At 58.6% G+C, this 14,875-nt stretch carries 16 protein-coding genes; 9 read left to right on the top strand and 7 right to left on the bottom strand.

The genetic code is table 11. From position 1 onward, the window contains the following. Genes QZ498_RS13075 through speD form a run of 3 tightly spaced genes read left to right on the top strand, consistent with a single transcriptional unit; the run spans window position 1 to window position 1,925 of the window. A complete protein-coding gene (locus QZ498_RS13075; RefSeq protein WP_294622930.1) occupies window positions 1–138 on the top strand; it encodes a hypothetical protein in 138 nt (45 codons plus the stop codon). Continuing rightward, window positions 135–1,502 carry a sigma-54 dependent transcriptional regulator gene (locus QZ498_RS13080; protein ID WP_294622932.1) on the top strand — a complete coding sequence of 456 codons (1,368 nt, stop codon included), beginning with the start codon at window positions 135–137 and terminating at the stop codon, window positions 1,500–1,502. Before QZ498_RS13075 ends, QZ498_RS13080 begins: the two co-directional genes overlap by 4 nt. Before the next feature lie 42 nt (window positions 1,503–1,544). Continuing rightward, the gene (gene speD / locus QZ498_RS13085; RefSeq protein WP_294622934.1) at window positions 1,545–1,925 is read left to right on the top strand and encodes an adenosylmethionine decarboxylase; all 381 of its coding nucleotides are present in this window, start codon (window positions 1,545–1,547) and stop codon (window positions 1,923–1,925) included. Here the strand turns inward: speD and QZ498_RS13090 are convergent. Genes QZ498_RS13090 through QZ498_RS13110 form a run of 5 tightly spaced genes read right to left on the bottom strand, consistent with a single transcriptional unit; the run spans window position 1,892 to window position 5,780 of the window. Continuing rightward, window positions 1,892–3,436 (bottom strand): polyamine aminopropyltransferase, encoded by a 1,545-nt coding sequence (locus QZ498_RS13090; protein WP_294622936.1) that lies wholly within the window; start codon window positions 3,434–3,436, stop codon window positions 1,892–1,894. The genes speD and QZ498_RS13090 overlap by 34 nt on opposite strands. Further along, a complete protein-coding gene (locus QZ498_RS13095; RefSeq protein ID WP_294622938.1) occupies window positions 3,433–3,657 on the bottom strand; it encodes a DUF350 domain-containing protein in 225 nt (74 codons plus the stop codon). The genes QZ498_RS13090 and QZ498_RS13095 overlap by 4 nt, the downstream gene beginning before the upstream one ends. Window positions 3,658–3,672: 15 nt before the next feature. After that, window positions 3,673–3,834 carry a hypothetical protein gene (locus QZ498_RS13100; RefSeq protein WP_294622940.1) on the bottom strand — a complete coding sequence of 54 codons (162 nt, stop codon included), beginning with the start codon at window positions 3,832–3,834 and terminating at the stop codon, window positions 3,673–3,675. 3 nt (window positions 3,835–3,837) lie between these two features. Further along, window positions 3,838–5,133, bottom strand: coding sequence for a DUF4178 domain-containing protein (locus tag QZ498_RS13105; RefSeq protein ID WP_294622942.1), 1,296 nt, complete (start codon window positions 5,131–5,133; stop codon window positions 3,838–3,840). Beyond that, window positions 5,130–5,780: a DUF4178 domain-containing protein gene (locus tag QZ498_RS13110; protein ID WP_294622943.1), complete on the bottom strand. Its 651-nt coding sequence runs from the start codon at window positions 5,778–5,780 to the stop codon at window positions 5,130–5,132. The genes QZ498_RS13105 and QZ498_RS13110 overlap by 4 nt, the downstream gene beginning before the upstream one ends. Before the next feature lie 96 nt (window positions 5,781–5,876). Between QZ498_RS13110 and recO the strand changes: the two genes are divergently transcribed. Next, window positions 5,877–6,614, top strand: coding sequence for a DNA repair protein RecO (recO, locus tag QZ498_RS13115; protein WP_294622961.1), 738 nt, complete (start codon window positions 5,877–5,879; stop codon window positions 6,612–6,614). Between the two features lie 50 nt (window positions 6,615–6,664). Here the strand turns inward: recO and QZ498_RS13120 are convergent, their stop codons facing one another. Next, window positions 6,665–8,230 (bottom strand): 2-isopropylmalate synthase, encoded by a 1,566-nt coding sequence (locus QZ498_RS13120; protein WP_294622945.1) that lies wholly within the window; start codon window positions 8,228–8,230, stop codon window positions 6,665–6,667. Window positions 8,231–8,841: 611 nt separating this feature from the next. Between QZ498_RS13120 and QZ498_RS13125 the strand changes: the two genes are divergently transcribed. From QZ498_RS13125 to QZ498_RS13135, 3 genes are read left to right on the top strand one after another with little or no spacing between them, the layout of a single operon-like run. Beyond that, window positions 8,842–10,017, top strand: coding sequence for a serine hydrolase (locus QZ498_RS13125; RefSeq protein WP_294622947.1), 1,176 nt, complete (start codon window positions 8,842–8,844; stop codon window positions 10,015–10,017). A gap of 51 nt (window positions 10,018–10,068) precedes the next feature. Then, window positions 10,069–10,734 (top strand): SDR family NAD(P)-dependent oxidoreductase, encoded by a 666-nt coding sequence (locus QZ498_RS13130; protein ID WP_294622949.1) that lies wholly within the window; start codon window positions 10,069–10,071, stop codon window positions 10,732–10,734. Further along, complete coding sequence (locus tag QZ498_RS13135; RefSeq protein ID WP_294622951.1) at window positions 10,728–12,257, top strand: cryptochrome/photolyase family protein; 1,530 nt, start codon at window positions 10,728–10,730, stop codon at window positions 12,255–12,257. Before QZ498_RS13130 ends, QZ498_RS13135 begins: the two co-directional genes overlap by 7 nt. Here QZ498_RS13135 and QZ498_RS13140 read toward each other — a convergent pair. Continuing rightward, window positions 12,254–12,790 carry a TetR/AcrR family transcriptional regulator gene (locus tag QZ498_RS13140; RefSeq protein WP_294622953.1) on the bottom strand — a complete coding sequence of 179 codons (537 nt, stop codon included), beginning with the start codon at window positions 12,788–12,790 and terminating at the stop codon, window positions 12,254–12,256. The genes QZ498_RS13135 and QZ498_RS13140 overlap by 4 nt on opposite strands. Window positions 12,791–12,959: 169 nt before the next feature. Between QZ498_RS13140 and phnC the strand changes: the two genes are divergently transcribed. After that, complete coding sequence (phnC, locus tag QZ498_RS13145) at window positions 12,960–13,784, top strand: phosphonate ABC transporter ATP-binding protein (protein ID WP_294622955.1); 825 nt, start codon at window positions 12,960–12,962, stop codon at window positions 13,782–13,784. Window positions 13,785–13,837: 53 nt separating this feature from the next. After that, on the top strand, window positions 13,838–14,740 hold the full coding sequence (gene phnD / locus QZ498_RS13150; protein WP_294622957.1) for a phosphonate ABC transporter substrate-binding protein: 903 nt from the start codon (window positions 13,838–13,840) through the stop codon (window positions 14,738–14,740). Window positions 14,741–14,875 lie beyond the last annotated feature (135 nt).

Here is a 14,875-nt window from a genome sequence, read left to right on the forward strand (position 1 = left end):
ATGAAAGCCATGTATGCCGCTTTCGCCGTCACAGCAATTATCACCGTCGGGGCCTATTATGGCCTCAATCAAGCGGGGTTTTCCGCTGAGCAAGTATTCTCGGGTGATGCCGTCCGCATAGGCGATGCCAACGAATGACCTTGCCCCTTCAGGACAGGACGCGCTCCGATAGTAGCGACTATGGGGAGAACCTTGCGCTCGCGTCGATTCTTGTTATCGACGATGAACCCGGTATGCGCAATTTCCTGACCAAGGTGCTCGAACCGCATTGCAAGCGGGTCGAGCAGGCTGCGTCATGCAAGCAAGCAACCGAGTTTTTGGATCAATCGCATTTCGATCTCGTCGTTCTCGATAACATCATGCCCGATGTGACGGGGTTGGACTGGCTTGCCGAACAGCGCCGCATCGGGTTGTTCGCGGATGCGATCCTGATCACCGCCTATGCGGATTTGGATACCGCCATTCGCGCCTTGCGGGCTGGGGTCGCGGATTTTGTGCTCAAGCCATTTCGCGCAAATCAAATTCTCAATGCCGTTTCACGCGCCCTTGATCGCAAGTATCTGAGACGCGAGAACGATCTGCTCAAGCATGAACTGTCCGAAGTCGGGCAAACTGCGCGTGGTCGGTTGCTGGGGAATTCGCCAGCCATTGCCAAGGTGCGCGATATCTTGGACAGGGTCGCTCCTTTGCCGACGTCCGTTCTATTCACCGGGGCGAGCGGTACTGGCAAGGAAATCGCGGCGCGGACGCTTCACGGAATGTCAGACCGTGCTGAGAAACCCTTTGTCGCGGTCAATTGCGCAGCAATTGCGCCGGATCGCATCGCGGATGATTTGTTTGGTGTCATAAAGGGTGATGCCGGGCGCAAGGACGGCTTGTTCCTGCATGCTGACGGTGGCACCCTGTTTCTTGACGAGGTCGCGCAATTGCCAGAGCAGGTGCAAGCCAGCCTGTTACGCGTGTTGGAAGATTGCCGCATACGTCCCACTGGCGCTGAACGTGACATTCCACTCAATTTGCGTTTCTTCTTTGCGACCAATGCTGATCTCGAAGCCGAAGTCGCGGAAGGACGTTTTCGTGCCGATCTCTACCATCGTATCAATGTGATGAAAATCGAGATGCCGCTTTTGAACGAGCGCACCGAAGACATTGTCGAACTTGCGTCCCTGTTCATGAGCGATTTTTCCCGAATGCTCGGGTTGCCCGCACTCGATATGAACGAAGAGGTCCTTTTAAAGTTAAGCCGCTATGATTGGCCCGGGAATGTGCGGGAATTGCGCAATCTGATCGAACGTTCGGTTATCTTGGGACAATTCCCGGAGGAATTCGCAGGGTCCGGGCGTGTGACCGGGGCTGAAGCCATTGAAACGCTCGAACTTGTTGAACAACGTCATATCATGAATGTGTTGGACGCCTGCGGCGGAAACCGTGCCGAAGCCGCGCGCAGGCTTGGAGTATCCCGCAAGACGGTTGACCGAAAATGCGCCGCTTGGGGCGTTTGATCCAGTCTTCCACGTGCCATCAACCTCGGCTAGACAAGCTGCATGTCAGTGCAAGACCATCTTCCCGGATGCCATTTGATCCTGGACCACTTCGGTGGCCGGTATGCGAAAGACACAGAGGCACTGGAAGCCGCTTTGCGCGCTGCGTCGCTCAAGGCCGGGGCAACCGTTGTAGATTCGAAGTTTCATCACTTTGGCGAGGGTGGCGGTGTAACAGGGGTCGTGCTTTTGGCGGAGTCCCACATATCCATTCATACATGGCCCGAGCTGGATTACGCCGCGATTGACATTTTCATGTGCGGCGCGGCCGATGCGCATATTGCTGCCAAGTATCTGGAAGAAACACTGCGCCCGGATTTTGTGAAACGAACCGAAGTGACACGTACGCCTCATCGGAACCAATGGTCCCAACCGGCGTTGTAGTAGCCGACCAATGCGTGAGATTGGAGCGTATTGATGTCCACGTCGGTCCGCGACACGTCGCGGCCAAAGACTTGAGACGCCTGCCAGGTGCTTACTGTAAGGAACTTCAGGCCTCGCGGAAATTGAACCGTGTTTTGCCGCAGGGCCTCGCCTGCGGCCAGGACAAAGCCCCAGTCGCCAAAACTTGGAACATGCACATGATAGGGTAGGGTCCAGAGACCATGGTCAACCGCACCGGGTGCGTTTGCAGCTTCCAATGTTGCCACCACGGACCAAAAGGCATCGCGTGCAAAAAGCGGTGATCCTGCCTGTGTAACGAAGATTCCCTGCGCCGAGAGCCGCTGTGTTATCAAGGTGTAAAAGGCGCGCGTGTAGAGTTTCGACAGGTTGATAGAGCGCGGGTCGGGTAAGTCGGCGATTATGACATCATAAACGTCCGTCCCGCCATCCACGAATTGCCAAGCATCCATGTTGATGATTTCTACGCGGGGGTCTTGCAAGGCATGATCGTTAAGTGGTGACAGCTTCGGATGATCGCGGAAAAGCTCAGTGACCCGTGGGTCGAGATCAACAAGCGTGACAGTCTCGACAGATCTGTGGCGCAGGGCTTCCCGCGCTGCCATCCCATCCCCGCCTCCCAGAATCAAAACCTTGGCTTTGCGTGGTGCGAGGGACAGGGCGGGATGAACCAAGGCCTCGTGATAGCGATGTTCATCCAGCGTATCGAACTGAATGGAGCGATCCAGAAACAGGCGAACCCGGTCGCGAAACCGGGTTACTGTGATTTGCTGGTATGGGGTTGCTTCATTAAGGATGATGTCATCCTCGTAAAGATTGGCGTCAACCACATTGACCAACCGTTCAGAGTTCGCAAGTGCGCCGAGGGAGGCAAGCATGGAAACCGCCCATACAAGCCACACGCCACGCAAAATCCTATCCCGAAACAGCCATAGGGTTAAACCGGCCACTCCGAGGTTTAGGCACCCAAAAACAAGGCTCGCCGACATCAGGCCAAGAAATGGCACAACGATGATGGGAAAAGCCACCGAAGCGATGAGGGCGCCGAGATAGTCGGCGGTCAGCACGTTCTCGAAGCGAAACCTATGAGCGCCTTCACCCTCCAGCACACGCGCAATCAGTGGAATTTCCATCCCCGCCAAGATACCTACCAGCCCCAGCAGGCTGTAGAGCAACAGGCCCACATGCCCCAGAAAAGCGTAAGAAAAGAACAAAACCGGTGCCATGAAACCGCCGACGATTCCAAGACCAATTTGCGCCCAGACAAAGCCAGATAGCGCCTCATCGACATATCGCGAAAGCCAAGCGCCAAGACCCATGGACGACAGGAACAACCCGATCACGAGGCTAAACTGGCGCACAGAGTCGCCAAGCAGATAGCTCGAGAGTGTTGCGGCAACCAACTCGTAGATCAGCCCGGCGACAGCCACCAGAAAAGTCGCAGCCAAAAGCCAGAGTTCCCGCCGCCGCGCGACGGGCGCGTCTTGTGTCATGACAGGATAACAGCTGCGATTATTATGGACAGCGCGATAAACACGGACCCGATCAAAATGGCGAGGGCCATATTGTGCCCGTCTTCGATTTCTTTGACGATGGAAAAGGGCGTGAGCAGGTCAATCACCTTCCAGCAGCCCCACATCAGGAGAACCCCCAAAAGAGTGTAGACTACGGTGCTGACGATTTCGGGAAGCGCTACGGCCGTAAATGGGTCCATTGAATCCTCGCTGCGTTATTTCACACGGGTGTTCGAGTAATATCCACCGCCGCTGCCCGCGCGCACCGAGGTGTTCAAATCAGAGCTTTCGCGCCAAATCCCATAGTAAGACAGGTAGCCGCTCCCCCCAAGGATCAAAACGCAAGCCAAAAGGAAGATGACGCGAAACGGAGTCATGGCTTAATCCTCGTCGGTCCAATCGGTCCCGCGCCAGCGGGCCTTTTTGTGCAAGATAGGCTTAGCTGCCTTCCACAGGAAAAGCAGGCCAAAAAGGCCGGTGCAAAGCAAAAGCCAAAAACTGCTTGAGCGTCCTTCATCTGCCGACACGCTCAACCGGGTGATGGCTGTCGTGGCGCCAATCCATGTCCCTTGCTCTGTCACGTCCAGTTCTGCCGTATGGGTGCCAGCTTGCTTCGCGCGAAATAGAATTGTCGTGCTCGGCGATCCTTCGGTCCACCGTCCATCGGCATCCCGTCCATGGTAAAAGCCCACTTCGCGCCCAGCCTCGAACAAGGGGGCGCCGTCTGGACCATAGAGGGAAACCTCGAGCCATGCCCAACTGTTATCGACATCCGTGACAAAGGTAAGGCCCGATAACTTGGCGGTATCGGAAATCTCGAAGCTAACCTCTTGCGGCAATTCAGAGATGCTGAATGTCTGGCTGTCAAGCACAACGCGCCGGGCCTCGGTGCCTTTAACAAAAATCATGCCCACCAAGGCCAGCACGGTAAAGGCAAGTGTCGTGTTCCGCAAAAAGGCATGATTTTTGCCTGCCTCGAAGGGCTGCAAAGGGTGGACCCGGTTCGGGAGGTACTCAGGCTTCGCACCGAAAGAGGTGAAAGTTTCGTCCTGCGGTAAATAGCGGGAACGCTCCACCTCGCGCTCCCGGCCAGTGTCGGTGAAACCCAGCATATGCGCGTCTGACATGGCGGTGACAGTCGTCGCCTTGTCCCCGATATTTGGCACCCAGGTAAACTCCCCCTCGGCAAAGGTAATCTCAGAGGTGGATGTCTCATAGTACTTGTACCGTTCCCGCCCGTCGTAGACGACGGGGGGCGATTCCGAGCTTTCCACCCATCGGGTCGACATCCAAGCGGGCGTCAGGGGGCGGCGAAATCGACGGGTGAAAATCACATGGTCGTTCTCAAAGGTCAGCCACGCGTAGCCATGGGTGGGGGAATACAATTGATGATCCACCCATCTCCACGTCATCCCATGCCAGCGTTCCATCATGCCAAGGGTGCCGATAATGGTATACTCCACCGCGTCGATCTTGCCCTGCATCCCGATTTTGAAAGGGGTCTCGGGCCGCTCCATATCTGCGAATGTCCGAAGCACCTTGTAGTCATCAAGTGCATCAAGCTCGGTGCCGCAATAGCCGCAGATTTGCACAACGACACGGCCCCCGCCCAAGACGTCCAAGCCCGCCGCGCAGGAGGGACAATTGATCGCCTTGGGGCCGCCCAGCCGGGTCATGCGGCACGTTCCACCCGAACCTCGAACGGATCATGCCAATGGCCGATATACCATGCGCGCCCCCCGTCCCAGAATTCCCCGGACAACAGGCGCATGTCATCGGCGGTGCAGTTGAAAAAGGTATACCGTTCACCGACCACGGGCACGTCTTCGAATGAACCGCGCAAGGCGATGCACTCGGCCTCGTCCAATTCGGTGACGGTGAAGCGCATGTAATTCCACTGAAATACATGCCCAATCAACGGAACGCGATCCAATGCAGGGTATTGGTTTGATTTCAAAGGATATTGTAGGACAAGGTCACCCTCATCAACGCTCAGCCAACAGCGCAGTCCTTCCTCATCCAGCCCCCAAAATTCATCCCAGACCCCGCGCCCATAGCTGAACCGGGCATGTCCCATGGCTGTAAAATGCCCGCGCGGCAGGTGGACTGTATCGCCAAGGTCAAAGAGCATCGGGGCGTCGTGCATCACACCTTGCTCACCGGCCAGTTCCATACGGTCATCATGGATGAAAAGTGTTGTGCCGCAGGAGGCACAGGGGGTCATGCGCAGACGGTCAAGCGCGGGGGCGGCATCATCACCGCAATTGGGGCATGTGGTATTGACCATGGCCTGTGGCATCCCGCGAAACCGTTTCAAACTCACGCTGACTATGCCGCAGGTTGCGCTTGGATGGAAAGGCCCGGAGGTCAGGAAATTGCGGCCCTTGGCAATATGTCTTGGCTGGTGTCCTATGCAGGCATGGAATGGCGTGATCAGGGCATACTTTTGTCGAGCCGAACGCATGGGGAGACCTCGGCGATAATCGAGGTTTTTACGCCGGGGCGTGGCCGGCATGCAGGGGTGGTGCGGGGTGGGACATCGCGCAAACTGGCACCGATTTTGCAGCCCGGCGCGCAACTTGACCTAAAGTGGCGGGCGCGACTGGAGGATCATATCGGGACGTTTACGGTTGAACCTTTGCGGTCACGTGCGGCGGCGTCGATGGGGGACAGGCTGTCACTCGCGGGGTTGAACGCGGTGACGGCTTTGTTGCTTTTTTGCCTGCCTGAGCGTGAGGCACATGCGCGCCTTTATGAAAAAACTGAGCAACTACTTGACCTTCTGGGACAATCCGAGATCTGGCCCTTGGCCTACTTGCGGTGGGAAATGACCCTATTGGATGACATGGGTTTCGGCCTGGACCTATCCACTTGTGCGGTGCTGGGGCGACAGGCGAATGACTTGAGCTTTGTCTCACCGCGTACCGGGCGGGCGGTATCGCGGGCCGGGGCCGGAGACTGGGCCGATAAACTTTTGCCGCTGCCGCCGTGTCTGTTGGGCGAGGGGGCGGCGCCGGATGCGGAATTGGTGGAGGCGTTTCGGGTGACAGGTCACTTCTTGCACAATCATTTGGCCCCGGAAATGGGCAACACGCCACTTCCCGGGGCGCGGCAGCGGTTTGTGGACAGGCTGCGCGCAAGGGCAGACATGTCATAAAAAAGCCCGGCCAAACGGGCCGGGCTTTTGGTTGGATCAAAGGCGCTTAGTTACGATACGTCCTTGTAATTGATCTCTTTTTCGTCTTCGCCGACACGGCCGCGGCGCACCAGCAAGCGGTTGAGCGCATTGACATAGGCCTTGGCCGAGGCGACCACCGTGTCGGTGTCGGCCGATTGTCCGGTGGCGATGTTGCCGTCTTCCTCCAAACGGACCGAAACAGTGGCTTGCGCGTCGGTGCCTTGGGTCACGGCATGCACTTGGTAGAGCGACAGGTGGGCGGAGTTGGGGTGCAACTCGCGCACGGCCTTGAAGGTGGCGTCAACCGGGCCGTCGCCGGTTTGCTTGGCGGTCTTTTCCTCGCCATCTATGGTCATCACCAACTCGGCCTCAGCCGGGCCGCCGGTGCCACAGACCACGCGCAGGGATTTGACGACAAGGCGGTCTTTCGCCTCGTCCTCGCCCGCGCGCATCAGGGCGATAAGGTCTTCATCATAAACCTCTTTTTTGCGGTCAGCGAGATCTTTGAAGCGCACGAACATGTCATTGAGCTGGTTCTCGGCCAGATCGTACCCGAGGTCTTTCAACTTTGAGCGCAGGGCGGCGCGGCCGGAGTGTTTGCCCAAAACGATATTGGTCTCAGAGAGGCCCACGTCTTCGGGGCGCATGATTTCGAAGGTTTCGGCGTTTTTGAGCATGCCGTCTTGGTGGATGCCGGATTCATGGGCGAACGCGTTCTTGCCGACGATGGCCTTGTTGTATTGAACGGGGAAGCCCGAAACGGTAGCGACGCGGCGCGAGATGTTCATGATCTTGCGGCTGTCGACATGCGTGTAATAGGGCATGATATCGCCGCGCACCTTGAGGGCCATGACGACCTCTTCCAATGCGGTGTTGCCCGCGCGCTCGCCCAAGCCATTGATTGTACACTCAATTTGCCGCGCGCCACCGGCCACGGCGGCCAGGGCGTTGGCCGTCGCCATGCCCAGATCGTTGTGACAGTGGGTGGCAAAGACCACCTCATCGCCACCGGGGACTTCGGCGATCAGGCGTTCGATCAACTCGGCGGATTCGACGGGGGCGGTGTAGCCGACGGTGTCGGGGATGTTGATCGTGGTGGCACCGGCCTTGATGGCGATTTCGACGACGCGGGCGAGGTAATCCCACTCGGTGCGAGTCGCATCCATGGGCGACCATTGCACGTTGTCACAAAGGTTGCGGGCATGCGTGACGGTCTCGTGAATCCGCTCGGCCATCTCGTCTTGGGTGAGGTTCGGGATCGCCCGGTGCAGCGGCGAGGTCCCGATAAAGGTATGAATTCGCGGGCTTTTTGCGTGTTTCACAGCCTCCCAGCAGCGGTCGATATCCTTGGGGTTGGCACGGGCCAAGCCACAGATCGTCGAGTTTACGGAATTTTTGGCAATCTCTGAAACGGCGCGGAAGTCGCCTTCGGATGCGATGGGGAATCCGGCCTCGATGATATCAACGCCCATGTCATCGAGCATGGCGGCGATTTCGAGCTTTTCATCATGGGTCATGGTGGCGCCGGGGGATTGTTCGCCGTCGCGCAGGGTGGTGTCGAAAATCACCACGCGGTCTTTGGAAGTATCAGTCATGTCGGGTCTCGTTCGTTATCCTAAGCCATTGGCGCGAAAGAGAAAAAGCACACCCTCTGAGCGGTCGCGCCGGATGATGGCACGCTCAGAGGCGGCTTAGGAGTAGCAGGACAGAAACGCAACCCGCATTGCGGGGCGTTTGGCCAGAAAGCATATGGTCCTGCGTCATCATCATAGCAGAAAGTATAGGCATGATGGCGGGCGATGAAAACCCCGGAAATTTTCGTACGAGTCGTACGCTTGCCCCCGGAGTTTCGTACGAAAAGCGGGCAGGGCCCGAAATATTTCGTACGAGTCGTACGAAACTCATCGCGGCAAGGCACAAGAACCAGACTTCAACCCTTCGTAAAGACTTTCAGCCATGCGTGGCGTACGGTACGTTTACTTGCTTTAGACCGATCGAGGATTAAGGATTGAGATCTCAGGGGATGCCCTAATCGATGGAGGCGTGCATGGTTGGTCTCATAAAGGGTTTCAAGCTTGGTGTTGTTGCAACGATTTTTTCAGTCGTGGGAATGATTGCCCACGCGCAATCAGATGTTTTGACAGCGCAGGAGTCTGATCCGCGCGTCATGGGGTGGATGGAAGGGTTTCCACCACCGGCAGAGAAAATGATCACACAGCCGGATTCGAACTATTTCAGTTTTCCCAAGTTGCGCTGGACGGTGTGCCACCTGCGAGAGTTTTTGCCCACCGAAGTGATCAGTCGCGGCATTGGCGCACCAAAGCCTCTGTCCTATCCTGCGCCTGTTGAATTCGCGGACCTGCGACAGCAGATTGACGCGTTGAGCTTCATGCCGATTGGCGCAGGGGAGGCGATGACGTGGGAGCAATCGCTTTATGCCAATTACACCGATGGGATATTGATCCTGCATAACGGCGAGGTGGTTTATGAGCGTTATTTTGGCTGTCTTGAGGAGGACAAAAAGCACGCCATCATGTCGATGACCAAATCGGTGACCGGCTTGTTGGCGCAGATCCTTGTGGCCGAGGGGCAATTGGACGACAGCCTTTTGGTGCGCGATGTGATCCCGGAGATTGGCGAGAGTGCCTTTGCCGGTGCCACGGTGCGCGAGGTCATGGATATGACAACGGGCGTCAGGTATTCTGAGGATTATTCCGACCCCGAGGCGGATATTTGGAAATATTCGGCGGCGGCCAGCCCCTTGCCCAAGCCCGAAGGATACGCGGGGCCGAATGGGTATTGGGAGTATTTGCAGCAGGTCGAGCCGGACGGGGAACATGGCGAGGCTTTCCATTACAAGACCATCAACTCAGATATGCTGGGTTGGATTGTCAGCCGGGTGAGTGGCAAATCGGTGACGGAACTGGCCTCGGAGCGCTTGTGGCGGCCCATGGGGGCGGAACAAGACGCCTATCAGACGGTAGACGCCAAGGGGGTGCCCTTTGCCGGTGGTGGGATTACCGCCGGTTTGCGGGATTTGGGCCGCTTGGGTCAGGTGGTTTTGAACGGCGGGGAGGTGGACGGCCAGCGATTGTTCCCGGCAGAGGTTGTTGAGGCGATCCGGGCCGGGGGCGACCCTGAGAAATTCGGCGGTTTCCCGACCATTCCCGATGGCAGTTACACAAGCCAGTGGTGGGTGTTCCATAATGCACATGGGGCTTTTGCCGCGCGGGGCGTACATGGGCAGACGATTTACGTGGATCCGACCGCCGAGATGGTTTTGGTGCGCTTGGCCTCGTATCCGCGTGCGCAGAATGGGTTGATCGACCCCACCTCCTTGCCTGCCTATCAGGCGGTGGCGGAGTTTTTGATGGCGCGCTAGCGCTTTGCCTTCCGACTTGATCTGACCCGCCCGACCGCTAGGTCACGACCCATGGAAAATGCATTGATTATTGGCGCTTCGGGCGGGATTGGAACGGCCATCTCGGAGGCTTTGGCAGAGCGCGGTGTGGCGGTCACGGGACTGTCGCGGCGCGACGATGGGTTGGACGTGACCGATGAGGCCTCGGTCGAGGCGGCTTTGGGCAAATTGGACGGGCCGTTCGATTTGATCTTTGTCGCGACCGGGGCGCTTGAGTTGGAGGGCCGGGGGCCGGAGAAATCGCTAAAGCATTTGGATGCCGAAGCGATGCGCGCGCAGTTCATGTTGAATTGCGTCGGGCCATCACTGGTGATGAAACATGCCGTCCGGCTACTGCCGAAGGACGGGCGAAGCGTGTTTGCCGCGTTGTCGGCGCGGGTAGGCTCGATTGGCGATAACGGGTTTGGCGGCTGGTACAGTTACCGCACGGCCAAGGCGGCCTTGAACCAGATGATCCACACCGGGGCGATTGAGATTGGCCGGAGCCACAAGCAAGCGATTTGTGTCGCTTTGCATCCCGGCACGGTGGAAACGCCGCTGACTGAGAAATACGCCAAGGGGCATCCCACGGTCACGCCGCAAGAGGCGGCGGGAAATCTTTTGAGTGTCATTGATGGGCTGACCACCGAGGACACGGGGCAATTTTATGACTGGGCGGGAAAGCGCGTGCCATGGTGAAACGGTTGGTTCTGGTTCTTGGGGACCAGTTGAGCGAGGGGCTTTCGGCGCTGCGGGAGGCGGATAAGAACACGGACCTGATCGTTATGGCCGAGGTGGGGGACGAAGCCGGATATGTGCCGCACCACCCCAAGAAGATCGCGCTGGTGCTGTCGGCGATGCGGCATTTCGCGGCGGAGCTGGAAGAGAATGGATGGCGTGTGGCCTATACGCGGTTGGACGACGCTGAGGCGTCAAAATCCATCGTGGGCGAGCTGATGCGCCGGGGCCAAGAGCATGGGGTGAGCGAGGTTCTGGTCACGCGACCGGGTGAATGGAGGTTGATCGAGGCGCTGGAGAATGCGCCGTTGAGCGTGACGCTTTTGCCGGATGATCGGTTCATCTGTTCGCTTCAGGAATTCGACGGTTGGGCCGAGGGACGCAAAGAGCTTCGGATGGAGTATTTCTATCGCGAGATGCGCCGCAAGACGGGCCTGATGATGGACGGCGACAAACCGGCGGGGGGCAAGTGGAATTTCGACCATGACAACCGCAAGCCTGCCTCGGGTGATATGCTGCGGCCCGGGCCAATGGAGTTCACGCCGGACGAGATGACCGAAGAGGTGCTTGATCTGGTCGAGGCGCGGTTTGGGGAGAATTTCGGGGAGTTGCGGCCCTTTCATTTTGCCGTGACGCGGGCGCAGGCGCTGCGCGCTTTGGATCATTTCGCCAAGCATTTGCTGGAAGGGTTCGGGGATTATCAGGACGCGATGTTGCAGGGCGACAAGTTCCTGCATCATTCGGTGTTATCTCCGTATTTGAACATTGGATTGCTTGATCCTGTGGAAATCTGCACCCGTGTGGAAGAGGAATGGAAAGCGGGCCGTGTGCCGATCAATGCCGCCGAGGGGTTTATCCGGCAGGTGATCGGCTGGCGCGAATATGTGCGGGGCATCTATTTTCGCGAGGGGCCGGACTATACCGCGCGCAACGCGCTGGGCCATGACCGGGCCTTGCCGTGGATGTATTGGGGGGGCGAGACGCGGATGAATTGCGTCGGCCATGCAGTGGCGCAGACCCGCGAGGAGGCCTATGCGCATCATATCCAGCGGCTGATGGTGACGGGGAATTTCGCGCTTTTGGCCGGGGTTGATCCGGGGCAGTTGCATGAATGGTATCTGGCGGTTTATGCCGATGCCTTTGAATGGGTGGAGGCCCCCAATACGATTGGCATGAGCCAGTTTGCCGATGGCGGGATCATCGCCAGCAAGCCCTATGTGAGTTCGGGCAATTACATCGCCAAGATGTCGGATTATTGCGGCGATTGTGCCTATTCGGTGAAGGAAAAGGTGGGCGAGGGGGCCTGCCCGTTCAACCTTTTGTTCTGGGAGTTCATGCAGCGGCATCGTGAGCGGTTTCAGGGTAATCCGCGGATGGGGCAGATGTATCGCACCTGGGACAAGATGGATGAGGACAAGCGCGACGCGGTGCTAAGTGGCGCGCGGCGTATCCTGGAGCGGTTGGACGCGGGCGAGGTGGTTTAACGCAGGGCAAGCACCAGATCGACGAGGGAGCCGATGGCTTGGGTGTTTTCGTCGGTTCCGTCTTCGCCCAGTTGCGCCATGCCGATGCCGCTGGCCAGAATGATCCGGGCCATTTCGGGGTTGGACACGCCCACGTCGGACAGCAGGTCGTGCAGGGTATCCAGGCGGGCGGCATCAATGCGCGCCAATGTCTTTGCGGCGCCCGCGTGCCCGGGAGCCCATGCGCGGATGGCGGCATCCCCCGCGGCATGATCGGCGATGGATTGGGCGGCTTGGCGCAGGCGCGAGGTGGCCGTGCCCGAGCCGCTTTGTGCCTTCGTCAGCGCGGCTTGGGCGGTGTCTTCCCACATCGCCAGCAGGGCGCGGTGAAACGCGGGCACATCCTCGAAATGCCAATAGAAGGAACCCTTGGTGGTGCCCATGGTGCGCGCCAGAGGTTCGGCCTTCAATGCCTCGGGCCCATGGCTGCGCAGGGCGGTGAGCCCGGCGGCGAGCCAATCATCACGGGTCAGGCGTTTGGAGGCGGGTGTCATGGGGGTTGTCCTACGCCCGGTGCAGGGTTTGGGCAAGGGACGGGGTGACGCGGGGGCAAGGTGTGGTGCCTTTTCGCCCATCGCGTCCGTTACAAAACTTTCAACGAACTGTCGCATTCCCTTCAGGGAGGCCGCGTAGGAGGGCCCCCAAGACAAAGGGGGATGAGCATTGCTGACAGTAAGCAATCTGACGCGCAGATTTGGCAAGAACACGGCCGTGGATGCCGTGTCGTTCGATGTGGAGCGGCCCGCGATGATCGGGATCATCGGCCGGTCGGGTGCCGGGAAATCCACGCTTTTGCGGATGCTGAACCGGCTCACCGATGCCAGCGAGGGCAAGATCGGCTTCGAGGGGCGCGATGTGACGGCCCTGAAGGGGGCGGAGAAGCGCGCGTGGCAGTCTGATTGTGCGATGATCTTCCAGCAGTTCAACCTTGTGCCGCGGATGGATGTGGTTTCGAACGTGCTGCATGGGACGCTCAATCGCCGATCGACGATCTCGACCATGTTCAACCTTTATCCTGAGCAGGACATTCACCGTGCCATCGACATTCTGGACCGGCTGGGCATTGCCGAACATGCGCCCAAGCGGGCCGAGGCGCTTTCGGGTGGGCAGCAGCAGCGCGTGGCGATTGCCCGGGCGCTGATGCAGGATCCCAAGATCGTTCTGGCCGATGAGCCGATTGCCAGCCTTGACCCGATGAATGCGCAGGTGGTGATGGATGATCTGCGCCGTATTCACGAGGAAGACGGGCGCACGGTGATTGCCAACCTGCACACTTTGGATACCGCGCGGCGCTATTGCGACCGGGTGATCGGCATGCTGCATGGGCGGATCGTTTTCGATGGAAGCCCTGAGCAACTGACCACCGGTGTGGCGCGCGACATCTATGGCGCCGATGCCGGGTTTTCCGAGGCCAGCACCTCGACCTCGATCGAGACCATCGAGCGCCCGGGCATTGCGGCCATCCGCGAGGCCGAGGCCGCGCTTTGAGATTTCCCCGAGCCTTCAACTCAAGCTCAACTCAATCCAACTGGAGAGACACCATGAAGAAACTGCTTGCTGCCATCGTGGCCACCACGGCCCTGACCAGCCCCGTGCTGGCCGAAGAGATCACCGAATTCCGCATCGGCCTTCTGGGCGGTGAAAACGCCCAGGACCGTTTGAATTCGAACGAGTGCCTGCGCGAAAAGACCGAAGAGCTGCTGGGTGTTGAAACCAAGCTGTTCGCCCCCGCCGACTACAACGGCGTGATCCAGGGCCTGCTGGGTGGCACCATCGACATGGCGTGGCTGGGCGCCTCGGGCTATGCCAAGACCTATCTGGAAAACCCTGACGCGGTTGAGCCGATCCTTGTGAAAACCAATGTCGACGGCGGCTATGGCTATCACTCGGTTGGGTTTGCCCGCAAGGACAGCGGCATCACTTCGCTGGACGACATGGAAGGCAAGGTTTTTGGCTTTGGCGACCCGAACTCGACTTCCGGTTACCTGATCCCCTCGATTGAAATCCCTGCCGAAATCGACGCCACCATGCAGTCGGGTGACTACTTCGGCGAGGTGAAATTCACCGGTGGCCACGAGCAGACCATCGTTGCGGTCAACAACGGTGACGTTGATGCCGGTGTGACTTGGGCCGATGGTCTTGGCAACTGGGAAGACGGCTATAACTCGGGCGCGCTACGCAAGGCCGTGGACGCTGGCCTGATCGACATGAACGATCTGGTTCAAATCTGGAAATCGAAGCCGATCCCGGAAGGCCCCGTGGTTCTGCGCAGTGAACTGCCGGAAGACGTCAAGGTCAACATGACCGCGCTGATGGCCTCGCTTCCGGCGATGGACCCCGATTGCGCCTATGGCGTGATGGCCGGTGAAGCCAAAGGTTTCCAGCCGATCGGTCATGACGCTTACCTGTCGATCATCGAGGCCCGTAAAGCCAAATCGAACTGATCCAGTTTGAATGACAGATGGGTCCACCCGGAAAGGGTGGGCCCTTTTTGATATGCAGCCGGGGGACAGGGCATGGCAGACCTGAGCGCGCAGGCGCCGATCACGACAGATGGTATTCGGAACGCCTATATGGCG

This window comes from uncultured Roseovarius sp., from assembly GCF_913057115.1.
GTDB lineage: Bacteria > Pseudomonadota > Alphaproteobacteria > Rhodobacterales > Rhodobacteraceae > Roseovarius.

Excerpts from the sequence above, each read along its gene's own strand:
- phnD (WP_294622957.1), top strand. The coding sequence starts at position 13,838 with ATGAAGAAACTGCTTGCTGCCATCGTGGCCACCACGGCCCTGACCAGC.
- QZ498_RS13140 (WP_294622953.1), bottom strand. The coding sequence starts at position 12,790 with ATGACACCCGCCTCCAAACGCCTGACCCGTGATGATTGGCTCGCCGCC.
- QZ498_RS13120 (WP_294622945.1), bottom strand. The coding sequence starts at position 8,230 with ATGACTGATACTTCCAAAGACCGCGTGGTGATTTTCGACACCACCCTG.
- QZ498_RS13125 (WP_294622947.1), top strand. The coding sequence starts at position 8,842 with ATGATCACACAGCCGGATTCGAACTATTTCAGTTTTCCCAAGTTGCGC.
- QZ498_RS13130 (WP_294622949.1), top strand. The coding sequence starts at position 10,069 with ATGGAAAATGCATTGATTATTGGCGCTTCGGGCGGGATTGGAACGGCC.
- QZ498_RS13135 (WP_294622951.1), top strand. The coding sequence starts at position 10,728 with ATGGTGAAACGGTTGGTTCTGGTTCTTGGGGACCAGTTGAGCGAGGGG.
- QZ498_RS13105 (WP_294622942.1), bottom strand. The coding sequence starts at position 5,133 with ATGACCCGGCTGGGCGGCCCCAAGGCGATCAATTGTCCCTCCTGCGCG.
- QZ498_RS13075 (WP_294622930.1), top strand. The coding sequence starts at position 1 with ATGAAAGCCATGTATGCCGCTTTCGCCGTCACAGCAATTATCACCGTC.
- QZ498_RS13100 (WP_294622940.1), bottom strand. The coding sequence starts at position 3,834 with ATGACTCCGTTTCGCGTCATCTTCCTTTTGGCTTGCGTTTTGATCCTT.
- QZ498_RS13095 (WP_294622938.1), bottom strand. The coding sequence starts at position 3,657 with ATGGACCCATTTACGGCCGTAGCGCTTCCCGAAATCGTCAGCACCGTA.
- QZ498_RS13080 (WP_294622932.1), top strand. The coding sequence starts at position 135 with ATGACCTTGCCCCTTCAGGACAGGACGCGCTCCGATAGTAGCGACTAT.
- speD (WP_294622934.1), top strand. The coding sequence starts at position 1,545 with ATGTCAGTGCAAGACCATCTTCCCGGATGCCATTTGATCCTGGACCAC.
- QZ498_RS13090 (WP_294622936.1), bottom strand. The coding sequence starts at position 3,436 with ATGACACAAGACGCGCCCGTCGCGCGGCGGCGGGAACTCTGGCTTTTG.
- recO (WP_294622961.1), top strand. The coding sequence starts at position 5,877 with ATGGAATGGCGTGATCAGGGCATACTTTTGTCGAGCCGAACGCATGGG.